The organism is Mucilaginibacter sp., from assembly GCF_041663085.1.
In the GTDB taxonomy this organism is placed as follows: domain Bacteria; phylum Bacteroidota; class Bacteroidia; order Sphingobacteriales; family Sphingobacteriaceae; genus Mucilaginibacter.
In genome coordinates this window covers 1-15,224 of record NZ_JBAZRC010000121.1, presented here as the reverse complement: position 1 = coordinate 15,224, position 15,224 = coordinate 1, and the positions used below count along the sequence as shown (strand labels likewise).

The window sequence follows — 15,224 nt, the reverse complement described above, 5'->3', positions numbered from 1 at the left end:
TCATGGCGGAAGCTTTTAAAAGCACCTTCAACCAATTCATCTGCAAAGAAAGTAGGCGAATTAAAATCAGTAATTTTTGAGGTGAGGTTTTGCCACACGCCAAAATGTTTTGCCCGCCAGGTAACGGTTTCGCCAAGTTCAATTAACCCGCTGGTGCGGCCAGCTATAGCCCGCTCACCCGTATGGGCGGTAGATGCTATGTGGATATCAATATCCCTAGCAATGTTAAAGCAACGCTGGATAGGGGCATTGATATGTGTGGTTAATTCTATTGTTGGCATAAACTATTGCGCTCGTTTATAACGAGTGCTTAATATGGAAATGCGATTGTATCGCATCATAGATGCAAAACAAAGTTAAGCACTCGTCACAGACGAGCGCAATAAAAAAATTACAAAAATGGAGGGGAGATAAAAAAAACGCCGATCATAAATAATCGGCGTAATTGTAAAAATCGTATACGTCTGTGGTCTAAAACTCAGCGTTCTTCGGAAACCTTGGGAAAGGGATCACGTCGCGGATGTTGCCCATGCCGGTAACAAACAGCACTAAACGCTCAAAGCCTAAACCAAAGCCCGAGTGCGGGCAGCCACCGTAACGGCGGGTATCCAGGTACCACCAAAGCTCATCTTTAGGGATGCCTATCTCGTCCATGCGTTGTTCCAGTTTGTCCAGGCGTTCCTCCCGCTGCGAGCCACCTACAATTTCGCCGATGCCCGGGAAAAGGATATCCATAGCGGCAACGGTTTTTCCGTCGTCGTTTTGACGCATGTAGAAGGATTTTATCTCTTTCGGATAATCCGTCAGGATCACCGGCTTTTTAAAGTGTTTCTCAACCAAATAACGCTCATGCTCGGATTGCAGGTCGGTACCCCATCCTTCAATCAGGTATTGGAATTTCTTCTTTTTGTTCGGGGTAGATTCTTTCAGTATCTCGATAGCCTCGGTATAAGTAAGGCGCTCAAAATCGTTATTCAAACAAAACTGCAGTTTCTCTAACAGGTTAAGTTCAGAGCGGTCTTGCTGTGGTTTTTGTTTCTCTTCCTCTAACAAACGCTGACTTAAAAACTCAATATCATCCTTGTTTTTATCCAGCGCGTAGCGGATAACATATTTCAAAAGTTCTTCGGCCAGGTCGGCGTTGTCTTTCAGGTCATAAAAAGCCATCTCGGGTTCTATCATCCAAAACTCGGCCAGGTGGCGGGTAGTGTTCGAGTTTTCGGCACGGAAGGTTGGGCCAAAGGTATAAATATCGCTTAGGGCCATAGCACCAAGCTCGCCTTCTAACTGGCCGGATACGGTAAGGTTAGTAGCACGACCAAAAAAGTCCTGCTTAAAATCAATCTCGCCGGTTTCGGTTTTTGGCGGGTTGGCCAGGTCGAAATTGGTTACGTGAAAAGTTTCGCCGGCGCCTTCAGCATCACTCGCTGTAATTACAGGGGTGTGCAGGTAAACAAAGCCGCGTTCCTGGAAAAAGGTATGTATAGCATACGACAGGGTATTACGCACCCTGAAAATAGCCCCGAAAGTATTGGTGCGGAAACGCAGGTGCGCTATCTCGCGTAAAAACTCAAGGCTATGTTTTTTGGGTTGTAATGGGTATTTCTCCGGGTCGCTATCGCCCAGTATTTCTATAGAGGTTGCTTTAACATCAACACTTTGGCCTTTACCTAACGATGCTACCAGCCTGCCGCTAACACTAATTGCTGCGCCGGTGGTAATACGTTTTAATAAAGCAGGGTCAGTGTTCTCAAAATCGACAACTATTTGGAGGTTATTATTTGTCGAGCCATCATTTAAAGCTATGAACTGATTGTTACGGAAGGTACGTACCCATCCTTTAACAGTTACATCAATGTCGGTTTTACCGCTTTCAAGCAGTGCTTTAATTTTTGTACGAGTGCTCATATAAAAGTATTTGAGCGGCAAAAATACAATTATTTGCTAAACCTGTAAGCAGTAAAACCCTACATTAATGCATCAAAATTAGTTGCGTGGCAAGTAAATGAGGAATTGGCCTTTAGTGTACTTAACGCTATCAGGGTAAGTGCTTGATGTTGTTGGGAAAGTACGCTTAAGTTTTAAAGTGAATTTACCCGCAATTACCTTGTTTACAGAATCCACGTCAGTAACTTCGAGCGAGCTTCCATTGGCTAAGCCAATGTTATAACGGCTAACCGTATCGTTGCCAATTTTTTGGTAGTATTTGCCCTGGTTACCGGTTAAGGCATAAACACCTTTGCCGGTGTATTTAATATGCATCCTGATGCCTGCATCCCGGCTTTTACCAATTATAGAAATAGAATCGGTGCCCACTTTAGCGCTGCCCGGTTCGCCATAAACCTGCAACCCGTTCTTTTCGGCAACAAAATAGGGTTGATAGCCAGTTGAGCAGCAATTGTCATTGTTTTTTAAGCAAGCTGTAAGCAGCAACGATAATAGTGCCAGTGAGGTAAATGTTAACTTTTTCATGATCCGTGTTTTTAATCCGTTTTTTTTAATGTATTGTTTCTACTATACGTTAAAAAAGTTGCGGGTGCTACAGATGGGAAGAAAATTTTTGCGAGAGGGGAAGTGAGTTAGTTAACCCGCCCCGGGTTCTTCTTTGCGTAGCAAAAGAGTGAGAATGCCGGAAACCATGGGAGCGTTATTGCAGGTAGATATAAACCAAATCCTTAAGTTTGCAGCTCAATAAATTCTTCATGAAACCGAAGCTGAGCCTGGTTGTTGGCATCCTGTGTATTTCTTTTTCGCCAATATTTGTAAAGCTCGCCGCCTCGCCGGCCATTACATCGGGCTTTTACCGCATCTTTATTGCCTGGTTGTTCTTACTACCCTATTGCATTATTAAAGGCAAACTTAAAACAAGCCCAAGTGCACTAATTATAACTATTGTTGGCGGTATGGTTTTCGGGGCCGATATTGCCATGTGGAACATTTCGTTGTTAAAGATCAGCGCTACTGTATCAACCCTGCTGGCCAACCTGGCCCCTGTTTGGGTTGGGTTGATGAGTTACCTGTTTTTCAAGAAAAAATCGGGGAAGATGTTTTGGGCAGGCACCATCATTGCTATTGTAGGTATGGTGATACTGGTGGGCTACCAAAACGTACTACATTTACAATTTAACGAAGGCATACTTTATGCTATAGCGGCCAGCATGCTTTATGCCGGCTACCTCATGATAACCAAAGGCGTTTTAAAACATATAAACACGTTTACCTTTATGTTTTACAATATGCTGGGCGCAAGTGTATTGTTAATAACCATAGCCGTGCTACGTAATGATGCCTTGCTGGGTTTTGATACCGCTACATGGGGCTGTTTTTTGGGTATGGGCGTGCTTTGCCAGTTAATTGGCTGGCTTACCATCAATCATTCCCTGCGCTACCTGGAGCCTACCAAAGTGGCTATCGCTTTATTAGGGCAAACTGTTATTGCCGGTTTTTTGGCCATCGGTTTTCTTGGCGAGGTGCTGCATATAAAAGAAATAATTGGGAGTGTTATTGTATTGGTGGGGATAGGATTGTCGTTTTTGAAGCGGAAGGTTGTAACTGATATAGCGCCGTAATTTAACTCACCCCCTGCCCCCTCTCTCCTGCGGAAAGAGGGAAGGAAAGGTGGAAGAATAAATTCTCCCCACCCTCTTTGCGCAGCAGAGAGGGTCGACGAGCATAGCGCAGTCGGGGTGAGTCAAATAGCCTACAAGCAATCCACCCGCCCCTCATTTAATTTGAATTTCATATATTTAGGCAGCTACGAAAAACTTACTTTTGTAACCGCCCAATCGCGAAGCAACAAATATGATCACCAAACCCACCGTAGACCGTATAATGGAAGCCACAGATATTGTGGAGGTGATTGGCGAGTTTGTGCAATTGAAAAAACGCGGGGCCAATTTTGTAGGCTTATCGCCGTTTGTAAATGAGCGTACGCCATCGTTCACGGTTTCGCCAGCCAAAGGTATTTTTAAAGATTTTTCGTCGGGTAAGGGGGGGAGTGCAGTTACCTTTTTAATGGAGCTGGAGAAATTCACCTACCCTGAAGCGCTTAAATGGCTGGCCAAAAAATACGGTATAGAGGTTGAGGAAACGGTTGATACCACCGAAAACCTGGAAGAACAGAACCATCGCGAGAGTTTGATGATCGTATCGGGCTTTGCCGCCAAATTTTTCCACGAAAGTTTGCTGGATACCGATGAAGGGCAAAGCATAGGCCTCAGCTACTTTAAAGAGCGCGGTTTTAACAACGAAACCATCAAAAAATTTGAGTTGGGCTACTCGCCCGACCAATGGGAAGCCTTTACCGGCGAAGCTATTAAACAAGGCTATAAGGAAGAGTTTTTAGTAGAGAGCGGCCTATCGGTTAAGCGCGACAATGGCTCGCTGTATGACCGTTACCGGGGCCGTGTGATGTTCCCGATCCATAGCTTTACAGGCAGGGTGATTGCCTTTGGTGGCCGTACGCTCAAGACCGATAAGAACGTACCCAAGTATGTAAACTCGCCCGAGTCGGAAATTTACCATAAATCGAATGTATTATACGGCCTGTATTTTGCCAAACGTGCCATCCGCGAGGAAGATAACTGTTACCTGGTAGAGGGTTACGCCGATGTAATATCAGTACACCAGGCGGGTATCGAGAATGTGGTGGCATCATCAGGTACCTCGTTAACTGTTGAGCAGATCAGGCTGATAGGCCGTTTAACTAAAAATATCACCATACTCTATGATGGCGACGCGGCGGGTATAAAAGCATCGCTGCGCGGGCTGGATATGATATTGGAGGAAGGGCTCAACGTAAAAGTGGTGCTGTTCCCTGATGGGCACGACCCGGATTCGTTTGTGCAGAAGTTTGGTACCAACGCCTTTAAAACACACGTAGATCAAAACAAGAAGGATTTTATCCTTTATAAAACCGACATGCTTTTAAAAGATGCCGGTAATGACCCTATTAAAAAAGCCGAGGTGATCAGGGAGATTGTGGAAAGCATCGCCAAGATCCCCGATTCTATCAAAGCATCGGTATTTATACAGGAATGCAGCCGCATACTGCAGATCGAAGAGCGCTCTTTAAATACCGAGCTGAACAAGATGCGCCAGGCCAAGGCCAAAAAGGATCATCAGCAACAGCAAAACCACAGGCCGGAACCTTCGCCCGAAGACCTGTTGTTTTTTGATGAGCCGGAAGCCAGGGTTGTAAAAGAATCTGACACGCAGGAGAAAGAGATAGTGCGCCTGTTGCTGCTTTACGGCAATAAAATGATCGATTGGGATGGCATCGCCAATACCTATATCGGTCCATTTATGATAGCTGAGTTGAGCGATGTAGAGTTTGAGGAGGCGACAAGCAAATATTTTATGGAGATCTATCGCCAGGAGGTAGAGAACGGCGTATTGCCCGAAGAGCAGCACTTTATCCACCATAAAGATAAAGGGATAGTTGACCTGGTGGTTACCCTGCTGGCTACCAAATATACCCTGAGCGAAAACTGGTACGAGATGCATAAAATATTGGTGCCCGATGAACAGGCCAATATGAAGGCAACTATTTTGGGGGCTATTTTCCACCTTAAAAAACAAAAGGTGGGTAAGATATTGGAAAAATTGCGAAATGAGTTGAAAGTTACCACCGGCGAAGCCGATCAGGAAATTCTGATGAACCAGTACATGCACATGAAAAAGGTAGAAAAAACCATATCTGATTACTTAGGATCGGTGATACTGAAGTGAAAAAATGCTATCAATATCTTTTGTTGACAGTTGCTATTGAGTTAGTATTAATCGTTTTGTCTTTTATATTACCGATATTTTTAACGTATTGGATATCGGAAGATCTATCCCCGGGTCTGCAATTTTTTGGAATGCCGTTGATAGTTATATTTCTGCCGGTCATTAGTGTTTTTGCATTTAAAGAGCGACTTGTTTCAAAGGGCGATTTAAAATGGGGAATTTTATTCGGTAGTATTGTGACATTTTTAATTTGCGTTTGTGCTGTTTTATATATGGGCTTAACCTTTGACTTACCAAATCAAGACTAATGGCTACCCACAACGACCTGGGCCGCAAAGGCGAAGCGATGGCAAAAGCACATTTGGAAGCCACCGGTTACGAGATAATGGACGAGAACTGGGTTTTCGGCAAAGCCGAGGTTGACCTCATCGCCTATAAAGCCGGAATAATTATATTTACCGAAGTAAAAACCCGCACCGGCAACAGCTTTGGCGAACCCGAAGATTTTGTGGATGCCCGCAAGCAGCGTTTACTGGTAGAGGCTGCCGATGAATACATATATTTGATGAATCATGAGGGCGAAGTGAGGTTTGATATAATATCTATCCTTTTTGACCGTAATAATAACCACACATTAAAACATATTGAAGATGCCTTTTGGCCTTCTGCCATTTAACATGAATAAAAGAATAGCCCTTTTCGCTATCGTAGCGCTGTTAGCCTACGGATGTAAAGACAATAATAAACCGGCCGACGAATTTACCATCAGCCCCGATGCAGGCAGTAACTACAAAAGCGGCGATGCTATTGCCCTTAAAGTGAATATCCCGTCAGGGGCCAAAATAGATTCGGTAGTGTACCTGGTAGATTCGGCCCGTGTTGGTGCGTCTAAAGATTCATCCGCAGTAAACTTAAAAACCGATAGTCTTAGTTTAGGTGCAAGGGTTATCACCGCCAGGGTTTACCAGGCCGGCAAAAGCCAGGAGTTAACCACCAACATAAACCTGCTGGCTGCCAAAGCACCCGAAGAGCTTGGTTTTAAAGTGGAGAAGGTTTTTCCGCATGATACATCATCTTATACTGAGGGTTTGGAATATCACGACGGAATATTATATGAAAGTGACGGCGGCCGTTTAACCGAAGAAACTGGTCAATCGAGCATGAGAAAGGTTGATCTGACAACCGGGAGAGTAATAAAAATGGTGCCGGTAGATCCTAAAATATTTGCCGAGGGTATTACTGTAGTTGGTAATAAAGTAGTGCAGCTTACCTGGACAGAAAAGATCGGTTATGTATACGATAAAACTACTCTGAAATTGCTTGATACCTTTACCAATAATGTTGGTGTTGAAGGTTGGGGAATGACTTTTGACGGTACTAAAATTTATATGGATGATAGTACTAACCGTATCTGGTTTCTGAATAAGGATACCTACCAGCAAACAGGCTATGTTGATGTGTACGATAATAAAGGGCCCGTAAACAAACTGAACGAACTGGAATACATTAACGGTAAGATCTATGCCAATGTTTACGGCACAGATGATATATTGGTAATTGACCCCAAAACGGGTGCTGTGCTGCAAAAAGCAGATATGACCGACCTTTACCTTACCCGTAATGCAGGAGCCGACGTGCTAAACGGCATTGCCTATGATAAAGCCACCGGCCGCATTTTTGTTACCGGCAAAAAATGGGATAAACTTTTCCAGGTGAAGTTTTTTAAGAAGTAAAAAGCAAAGCCCCGATTTGTCGGGGCTTTGCTTTTTATCTCAAATCTTGTTAGAAATGAAACGATCCTAAGTTTAACTCGCTTTATTATACTTATTCCTGTACTCTACAGGTGATAGCCCGGTAATCTTCTTAAACACCGTACGGAAGGCTTTTGTATCAGAGTAGCCAACATCATACATTACCTCATTCACATTTTTGCGGCTGCTTTCCAGGTGCTTTTTAGCGGCCTCCATCTTTACGCGCTGTATGTACTCCAGCGGACTATTATTCGTGGCTTTTTTAAACCGTCGCTCAAAGTGGCGTTTGCCAATGGCGTATTTCATGGCCAGGTCTTCTACCGAGATCTTTTCGGTGATGTTGGCCTCTATAAATTCCTGCGCTTTTTTTATCGGTTCGTCCTCGTGCGTTTTTTGCCCGTTAAACATAATGAACGGCGACTGGCTTTTCCTGTCTATCTCTAAGGCAAACATCTTTGCAGCCATTATCGACATATCGCGCCCGGCGTATTTTTCAACCAGGTATAAAAGCAGGTTCCAGTACGAGGTTGCGCCCCCGCTACTGTACAACCCTTTTTGCTCGGTAACAATGCGGTCATCCACCAAAGTAATTTCGGGGAACATCTCCCTGAACTCGTTTGCAAACCTCCAATGGGTAGAACATTCTTTTCCGTTTAGCAAATCGGTAGCAGCCAGCAAAAATGCGCCAACGCAAAGGCTGGCAACTTCGGCACCTTTATAATGCTGGTCAACGATCCATGGTATAAATTCTTCATTACGTTTTATACTTGTCGCCATATCTCCGCCAAAGGCGGGGATAATGATAAGATCGGTTTTTTTAACATCGTTCAACACCGCATCCGTATGTACCGAAAATAAGCCGCCATGCAGCTTCACTTCGCTCTGTAAGCCCACCAGCTGCACATTAAATGCAGGAGGTTTGCCGGCAGCAGCTAAAAAATCATTTACCCCGGTGAATATTATTCGCGGGTCAACAATGCTGGCTAATACGGCCTCGTTGGTGATAATAATAGATACGTGTCTCATGGCAGGTAATGTATAATTGGTTTTTCAGGAATAAATGTAGTGAAGATGGAAGTCGTAAACAACCCTTAATTAGTCCTTTTTGCACCGTGCCGCATATTTACAGCGCAAGTACATTTGTAGTATCAAATAAAATAAATAATGAGAAAGCTAAAATTACAGATGCAGGTTAGTCTTGATGGCTTTGTGGCCGGCCCAAACAACGAAATGGACTGGATGACCTGGAACTGGGACGATGAATTGAAAAAATACGTACAGGACATAACCGAGCCCGTAGATACCATTATACTTGGCCGCGTATTGGCCGAAGGTTTTATCCCGGTATGGAAGGAACGCTCAGCTGCCCCTGATGCCGACAGCTTTACACACAAAATGGTAAACGACCCTAAAGTAGTATTCACCAAAACCCTTACCGAAAGCCCCTGGGAGAATACTACTCTTGCCACCGGCGATATTGTTGCCGAGATAAATAAACTAAAAGCCCAACCCGGTGGCGATATTGTGGCTTATGGCGGCGCACGTTTTGCCTCGGCATTAATAGCAGCTAACCTGATAGATGAGTATCACATTTTTGTTAACCCTGTTGCCATTGGCAAAGGTAAAACCATATACAAAGCGCTTGATGATAAGCTTGCCCTTAAATTGGTAAAGGCTACGCAGTTTGATTGCGGCATTACCGTGCTTTGCTATAACCCTGCTTAATGTTTTGATGCGGAAGTTAGTGGTATCGATGAATGTAACCCTTAACGGGTATATGGCCGGCCCGCATGGCGAGCTCGACTGGCATACACCTTATTGGGATAACGAGCTGAGCCGGGCCGTAACCCAACAATTGGGTAATGCCGATACACTTTTGCTTGGGAGGGTTACCTACAGCGCCATAGCGCCTTATTGGCAGGCACAACAGGCCAATCAGTTTGGTGCACGTGAGGATGCCGATTATGCCGATATGATAAATCGCTACGAAAAGGTGGTGTTCTCTAAAACGCTTAAAAGCGTAAGTTGGCGTAATTCACGGCTGGCTATCCGGAGTATAAGTAAAGAAATAATGAAGTTAAAGCAATCCGGAGGGAAAGACCTGCTGGTGTATGGCAGTGGTAAACTGGTTGCCGCTTTAATTAAACTTGGCCTTGTTGATGAATACCGCATTTGGGTATACCCGGTAGCCTTGAACAAGGGTAGGCCGTTATTTAAAGGATTACGGGAAAAGCTGAGTATGCAGCCTGCTAATATAAACGTGTTTGATTCGGGAGTGGTGCTGATGTGTTATCAAACAAAGATGTCATCCTGAGCGATAGCGAAGGATCTATTAATAAACCGTGTCATTTCGAGCGAGCATAGGCAGGCCTGTGAAATGGAGCGACGAGAAATCTTGTTCACCATGCAAAGTTTGCAATGCATTATTGAACAGGATTTCTCCTCGTACCTCGTTCGAAATGACAGGCTGGGTTGCCTACTGACAACTCAAAACTGCCAAGCGAAACTTACCTCCAGGCTTTATACTGATTGATCAACCCATTGGTTGATGAATCATCACTGGTTATCTTGCTATCGTCTTTCAACTCAGGCAATATCTTGCCGGCCAGTTGTTTGCCCAGCTCAACACCCCATTGGTCAAAGCTGTAAATATTCCAGATGATGCCTTGTACAAATATCTTGTGCTCGTACATGGCAATCAGGCTGCCTAAAGTGTGCGGGGTTATTTTTTTAACCAGAATAGAGTTTGTTGGGCGGTTGCCTTCAAAAACCTTAAACGGCGCTATTTTGCTGATCTCTTCTTCGCTTTTGCCGGCTTTTTTCAGCTCATCAATAACAACCTCTTCAGTTTTGCCATTCATTAAAGCCTCGGTTTGTGCAAAGAAGTTAGATAGCAGCATATTGTGATGTTCGCCCAGCGGGTTGTGTGATTGTGCAGGGGCTATAAAATCGCATGGAATCAATTTTGTTCCCTGGTGAATTAACTGATAAAACGCGTGCTGGCCGTTTGTGCCGGGTTCGCCCCAAATAACAGGGCCTGTTTGGTAGTCAACCTCTTTACCGTTACGGTCTACATGTTTACCGTTGCTTTCCATATCGCCTTGTTGAAAGTACGCCGCGAAACGGTGCATGTATTGGTCGTATGGTAAAATAGCCTGGGTTTCGGCCTCGAAAAAATTATTATGCCAGATACCAACGAGCGCCAGCGTAGCGGGCAGGTTTTGTTCAAGCGGGGCTGTTTTAAAGTGGTTATCCATAGCGTGGGCACCTTCCAGCAGTTGCACAAAGTTATCAAAGCCAACGCTTAGAGAGATTGACAGGCCAATGGCGCTCCATAACGAGTAGCGGCCGCCAACCCAATCCCAAAACTCAAACATGTTTTTGGTATCGATGCCGAATTTTTCAACGCCTTCGGTATTGGTAGATAATGCGGCGAAGTGTTTAGCCACATCCTCGTCCTTACCGCCGTTTTCAATGAACCAGTCGCGGGCGGTGTGAGCGTTGCCCATCGTTTCCTGCGTGGTAAATGTTTTTGACGCGATCAGGAACAGCGTAGTTTCCGGGTTAACTGTTTTTAGCGTTTCGGCTATATGTGTACCATCCACGTTTGATACAAAATGCATGGTTAAATGATTCTTGTAAGCTTTTAGCGCTTCGGTAACCATTACGGGGCCAAGGTCAGATCCGCCGATGCCTATGTTTACCACATCGGTTATGGCTTTGCCGGTGTAGCCGGTCCATTTGCCGCTGATAATAGCCTCGCTGAATTCTTTCATGTGATCCAATACCCGGTTCACATCCGGCATTACATCTTTACCATCAACGAAAACTGGGGTATTGCTGCGGTTGCGCAGGGCGATGTGCAGCACCGGGCGGTCTTCGGTAACGTTGATCTTTTCTCCGGAATACATGGCTTCAATTGCCTTGTTTACACCACACTCGCGTGCTAATTGCTGCAATAATGCAAGCGTTTGCTCATCAATGCGGTTTTTGGAATAATCCAGCAAAATATCCTCAAACTGCAGCGAAAATTTTTCAAATCGCTGATTATCAGATTCAAATAGTTCTTTTAAGCTTTTTGATACAATATCAATGTAATGGTCGGTTAAATATTTGTACGACTGGGTGCTTGTGAAATCAATATTTGGCAGCATAGTTGTGATGTTTTTTGTAAAAATAACAAGTTAAAACTGAGCCGGTCATTAAATATGAAAAAAGGACATTTTACTGTTATTTATACACTTATAAACATCGCCTACATAGTGTTTGTTTTACACCAATAGAATTGTCATTTCAATAACAAATATTTGATAATTTTTATAAAATGAAAATAAACATTCAATATATTTGTGGTGTTGGTAAGAAAACCAATTATTTTTCATCATTTTCTTAATTTGTTTTTTAAATACATCATATCATGTTCGAAAAACTTTTTTTGCTCGTAAAAAATAACGCAGGTACAGCTGTTATTGATAACCCGGTAGTCCCCGAGAAATATCGTGAGGCGGTGATGAATGATGCTTCAAGCTCAATCATCGAAGTGTTGAAAGGCCAGCTGGATAGCGGCAAATTAAAAGACCTGGTGAAATACTTCCAGTTTTCGGCTATTTATGAAAACCCGCTAATAAACAGCGCGGTAAACAAATTTGCCAACAAGCTTAACAACTTCTATAACATAAGCACGGCCGAGGCCATGAAAATTGCCGATGGTTTGATACCTCCTGTTATGCACCAGCTGATGGAAGAATCGAAAGGCGAGGGGAACAAAGACTTTTCATTGAGCAGCATCCTGACAAAGATAAGCGGTAACGTTACCGATATGGGTTTGCTGCTAAACCAAATGCGAATAGCTTAAACGTTTAATATAATTATGTAAAAGGCCCGGTTGCAAACAGCAATCGAGCCTTTTTTTATTTGCCATTTTATATATTTGCCTTATGACAAAAGAAAACATGCAGGATTTAAGGGACAGAACAACGTCCCTGAGGAGGCATCTTTGACATCGATACTAAACTCGATGCTATGCAAAAAGAACAGGACATCACTTTAGGGCCAAATTTTTGGGACCATCCTAAGGAAGCCGAAAAAGTCCTGGCATCTATCAAAACAAAAAAAATATGGACCGATGCTTTCCAGAAAGTGGTATCGGTAGTTGAAGATACTAACGTATTGTTCGAGTTTTTCCAAAGTGGCGATGCTACCGAAACCGAAATGAACGAACAGTACGCGCAGGCCGTTACCCTGGTTGAAGAGCTTGAATTTAAAAACATGCTGAGCGCCGAGGAAGACCAGTTTAACGCCGTATTACAAATTACGGCCGGAGCCGGTGGTACCGAAAGCTGCGACTGGGCCGGCATGCTGATGCGTATGTACATTATGTGGGGCGAAAAAAATGGCTATAAAGTTACCGAGCAGGATTACCAGCCGGGCGATGTGGCCGGTGTAAAAACTGTTACCCTGCAGCTGGAAGGCGATTTTGCTTATGGCTATTTAAAAGGGGAGAACGGTGTACACCGTTTGGTGCGCGTATCGCCTTTTGATGCCAATGCTAAACGCCATACCTCGTTCGCGTCGGTATATGTATACCCGTTGGTTGATGATACTATTGAAATAGAGGTAAAAGATGCCGATATTGAGTTCGAAACCTTCCGCGCGGGTGGTGCAGGCGGGCAAAATGTAAACAAGGTAGAAACCGCGGTGCGTTTATACCACAAGCCATCGGGCATTATCATTAAAAACCAGGAATCGCGCTCGCAGCTGCAAAATAAGGAGAACGCTATCCGTTTGCTGAAATCGCAATTATACGAAGCTGAAATGCGCAAGCGTGCAGAGGCATCAAGCGCGGTTGAGGGCAACAAAAAGAAGATAGAGTGGGGATCACAGATCCGAAACTATGTATTGCATCCATACAAACTGGTGAAAGACCTGCGTACCGACCATGAAACCTCAAACGCGGCCGCCGTACTGGATGGCGATTTGAATGAGTTTTTAAAATCGTACCTGATGGAGTTTGGCGGGCCGAAGAATTAGAGAGCATCTAATTCCCTCCCCACGGGAGGGGTGCGGCTGGCTGTGCAATGGCAGGGAGGGGTTTGCCAATTAGTTCATAAACCCCTTCCTGCACCTTCCCAAGGGAAGGAATCGCACGATCCCGCTGCTTTAGCTTACTAAAAAACGATGCTGCACACCACAGCATCGTTTTTTATTGGTGTAAATTGTAACTTGCCTCAACCAATTTATACATCTGCTATGATCAGGAATATTTTTGTCGCGATAATTTTGACTACAACTACTACAATGGCCTTTAGCCAGGAAAAACCTATATTGCTATACCCAAAGGGTGTGCCCAACGCAAAGCCCACACCGGCAAACTATGCAGAGGTTGCAGATAAAAGCAACTGGATAACTAAAGTAAGCATACCAACGCTAACGCCATACCTGCCTGCAAAAGGCACAGCTAATGGTACGGCGATAGTAATATGCCCGGGCGGCGCTTATGCGGGCTTGGCATCAGCACATGAGGGGTTCCAGATTGCGCAGGAGTTTAATAAGATTGGGGTTACGGCATTCGTATTAAAGTACCGGTTGCCAAGTGACAGTATTATGGTTGATAAAACCATTGGCCCTTTGCAGGATGCCCAGCGCGCCATTCAAATGGTTAGGCAGGATGCCGCTAAGTGGGGCATTAACCCAAACAGGATAGGCATTATCGGTTTCTCGGCAGGCGGCCACCTGGCATCAACCGAGGGCACGCACTTTGATAAAGTGGTTATTGATAACAAAGATAACATCAGCGTTAGGCCCGATTTTATGATGCTGATCTATCCCGTGATAACCTTTGGCGAAAAAACGCACGCAGGCTCGCGCGAGAACCTGATTGGGAAAGAGTTGCCGCAGGATAAGATAAATCTGTACTCCAACGAAAAGCAGGTTACCGCCAATACACCCCCAACCTTTATTGTACACGCCGAAGATGATGACGTGGTACCTATTGATAATGCCTTGCTGATGTATGATGCCCTGGTGAAGAACAAGGTAAAAGCCGAAATGCACATCTTCCCTGCCGGGGGGCATGGGTTTGGGTTACATAACCCCAAAAGCAAAGCCCTTTGGTTTGAGTGGGCAAAGGTTTGGCTGGGCGATAATGGGTGGTTGACTAAATAGCAGCTGCAACCTGTTCTGTTCCATTTTTAAAATGGAACAAGTGGGACAAATGGAACATGTTGATATCCAGTGTTTTAATACTGACGCAATTGTGTCAGTATTAAAACAAAAACTTCATTATTTATGCTTTAATAGATTTATATACAGTAATTTATTAAAATTCATTTTTTGTTCCGTTTTTTTGTAAAATGCGACAAAACCGGTAGGGAAAATAACAGCAAAAAACTACCTTTTTTCGCCTTTTTTCGACCCTGGTTCGTCCTTTTTAGAGTGTTTGCAGGCAGTAACCGACATATAGGTTTTAAAGTTTAAATAGCTGATTAGTAGTTGATTGTGATTTTTTGGCTTGTTCCATTTTGTTCCGTTTTGTCTCGGTTTTTGGAACGGCCTTGATACCTGAATCTTAAATAAAAGCTACTCTCCCGGTACTATAAAAATGTTCAGCAACTCATTCAACTCGTCCACTTTCTCTGATGAGCCAAGATGCTCATAGGCGCTGATAAGGTTACGCAGTACCCGTTTAATGATATCGGCGTTTGAGCAGGGTTCATAAAACTGCTTATCAAATTGCAGGTTCAG

The 15,224-nt window shown here is 44.1% G+C and carries 14 protein-coding genes and 1 pseudogene; 10 read left to right on the top strand and 5 right to left on the bottom strand.

The window, feature by feature from the left end; genetic code table 11:
* From WC615_RS18010 to WC615_RS18000, 3 genes and pseudogenes are all read right to left on the bottom strand, one after another.
* Positions 1 to 281, bottom strand: a pseudogene (locus WC615_RS18010) (cell division protein); the annotation flags it as partial.
* A gap of 190 nt (positions 282 to 471) precedes the next feature.
* On the bottom strand, positions 472 to 1,908 hold the full coding sequence (gene asnS / locus WC615_RS18005) for an asparagine--tRNA ligase (RefSeq protein ID WP_372979461.1): 1,437 nt from the start codon (positions 1,906 to 1,908) through the stop codon (positions 472 to 474).
* Between the two features lie 78 nt (positions 1,909 to 1,986).
* Positions 1,987 to 2,472, bottom strand: coding sequence for a hypothetical protein (locus WC615_RS18000; protein ID WP_372979460.1), 486 nt, complete (start codon positions 2,470 to 2,472; stop codon positions 1,987 to 1,989).
* A 230-nt stretch (positions 2,473 to 2,702) separates the two neighbouring features.
* Here WC615_RS18000 and WC615_RS17995 point away from each other — a divergent pair, with 230 nt between their 5' ends.
* The 5 genes from WC615_RS17995 to WC615_RS17975 all read left to right on the top strand — a co-directional run bounded on the left by WC615_RS17995 (position 2,703) and on the right by WC615_RS17975 (position 7,463).
* Complete coding sequence (locus tag WC615_RS17995; RefSeq protein ID WP_372979459.1) at positions 2,703 to 3,569, top strand: DMT family transporter; 867 nt, start codon at positions 2,703 to 2,705, stop codon at positions 3,567 to 3,569.
* A gap of 232 nt (positions 3,570 to 3,801) precedes the next feature.
* Positions 3,802 to 5,730, top strand: coding sequence for a DNA primase (dnaG, locus tag WC615_RS17990; RefSeq protein ID WP_372979458.1), 1,929 nt, complete (start codon positions 3,802 to 3,804; stop codon positions 5,728 to 5,730).
* Complete coding sequence (locus tag WC615_RS17985) at positions 5,727 to 6,038, top strand: hypothetical protein (RefSeq protein WP_372979457.1); 312 nt, start codon at positions 5,727 to 5,729, stop codon at positions 6,036 to 6,038. Before dnaG ends, WC615_RS17985 begins: the two co-directional genes overlap by 4 nt.
* Positions 6,038 to 6,406, top strand: coding sequence for a YraN family protein (locus WC615_RS17980; RefSeq protein ID WP_372979456.1), 369 nt, complete (start codon positions 6,038 to 6,040; stop codon positions 6,404 to 6,406). The genes WC615_RS17985 and WC615_RS17980 overlap by 1 nt, the downstream gene beginning before the upstream one ends.
* A gap of 1 nt (position 6,407) precedes the next feature.
* Complete coding sequence (locus tag WC615_RS17975; protein ID WP_372979455.1) at positions 6,408 to 7,463, top strand: glutaminyl-peptide cyclotransferase; 1,056 nt, start codon at positions 6,408 to 6,410, stop codon at positions 7,461 to 7,463.
* Positions 7,464 to 7,535: 72 nt separating this feature from the next.
* Here WC615_RS17975 and WC615_RS17970 read toward each other — a convergent pair whose 3' ends face one another.
* Positions 7,536 to 8,507: a GlxA family transcriptional regulator gene (locus tag WC615_RS17970; RefSeq protein WP_372979454.1), complete on the bottom strand. Its 972-nt coding sequence runs from the start codon at positions 8,505 to 8,507 to the stop codon at positions 7,536 to 7,538.
* Between the two features lie 138 nt (positions 8,508 to 8,645).
* Here WC615_RS17970 and WC615_RS17965 point away from each other — a divergent pair, with 138 nt between their 5' ends.
* Positions 8,646 to 9,206, top strand: a complete 561-nt coding sequence (locus tag WC615_RS17965; protein WP_372979453.1) for a dihydrofolate reductase family protein — start codon at positions 8,646 to 8,648, stop codon at positions 9,204 to 9,206.
* A 7-nt stretch (positions 9,207 to 9,213) separates the two neighbouring features.
* A complete protein-coding gene (locus WC615_RS17960) occupies positions 9,214 to 9,795 on the top strand; it encodes a dihydrofolate reductase family protein (protein ID WP_372979462.1) in 582 nt (193 codons plus the stop codon).
* A 193-nt stretch (positions 9,796 to 9,988) separates the two neighbouring features.
* Here the strand turns inward: WC615_RS17960 and pgi are convergent, their stop codons facing one another.
* Positions 9,989 to 11,635: a glucose-6-phosphate isomerase gene (gene pgi / locus WC615_RS17955; RefSeq protein WP_372979452.1), complete on the bottom strand. Its 1,647-nt coding sequence runs from the start codon at positions 11,633 to 11,635 to the stop codon at positions 9,989 to 9,991.
* A gap of 263 nt (positions 11,636 to 11,898) precedes the next feature.
* Here pgi and WC615_RS17950 point away from each other — a divergent pair, with 263 nt between their 5' ends.
* The 3 genes from WC615_RS17950 to WC615_RS17940 all read left to right on the top strand — a co-directional run bounded on the left by WC615_RS17950 (position 11,899) and on the right by WC615_RS17940 (position 14,645).
* A complete protein-coding gene (locus tag WC615_RS17950; protein WP_372979451.1) occupies positions 11,899 to 12,336 on the top strand; it encodes a hypothetical protein in 438 nt (145 codons plus the stop codon).
* 82 nt (positions 12,337 to 12,418) lie between these two features.
* A protein-coding gene (gene prfB / locus WC615_RS17945; protein ID WP_372979450.1) for a peptide chain release factor 2 occupies positions 12,419 to 13,511 on the top strand; the annotation gives its coding sequence in 2 pieces (ribosomal slippage) (positions 12,419 to 12,478 and positions 12,480 to 13,511; 1,092 coding nt in all).
* Positions 13,512 to 13,730: 219 nt separating this feature from the next.
* A complete protein-coding gene (locus WC615_RS17940; RefSeq protein WP_372979449.1) occupies positions 13,731 to 14,645 on the top strand; it encodes an alpha/beta hydrolase in 915 nt (304 codons plus the stop codon).
* Positions 14,646 to 15,224 lie beyond the last annotated feature (579 nt).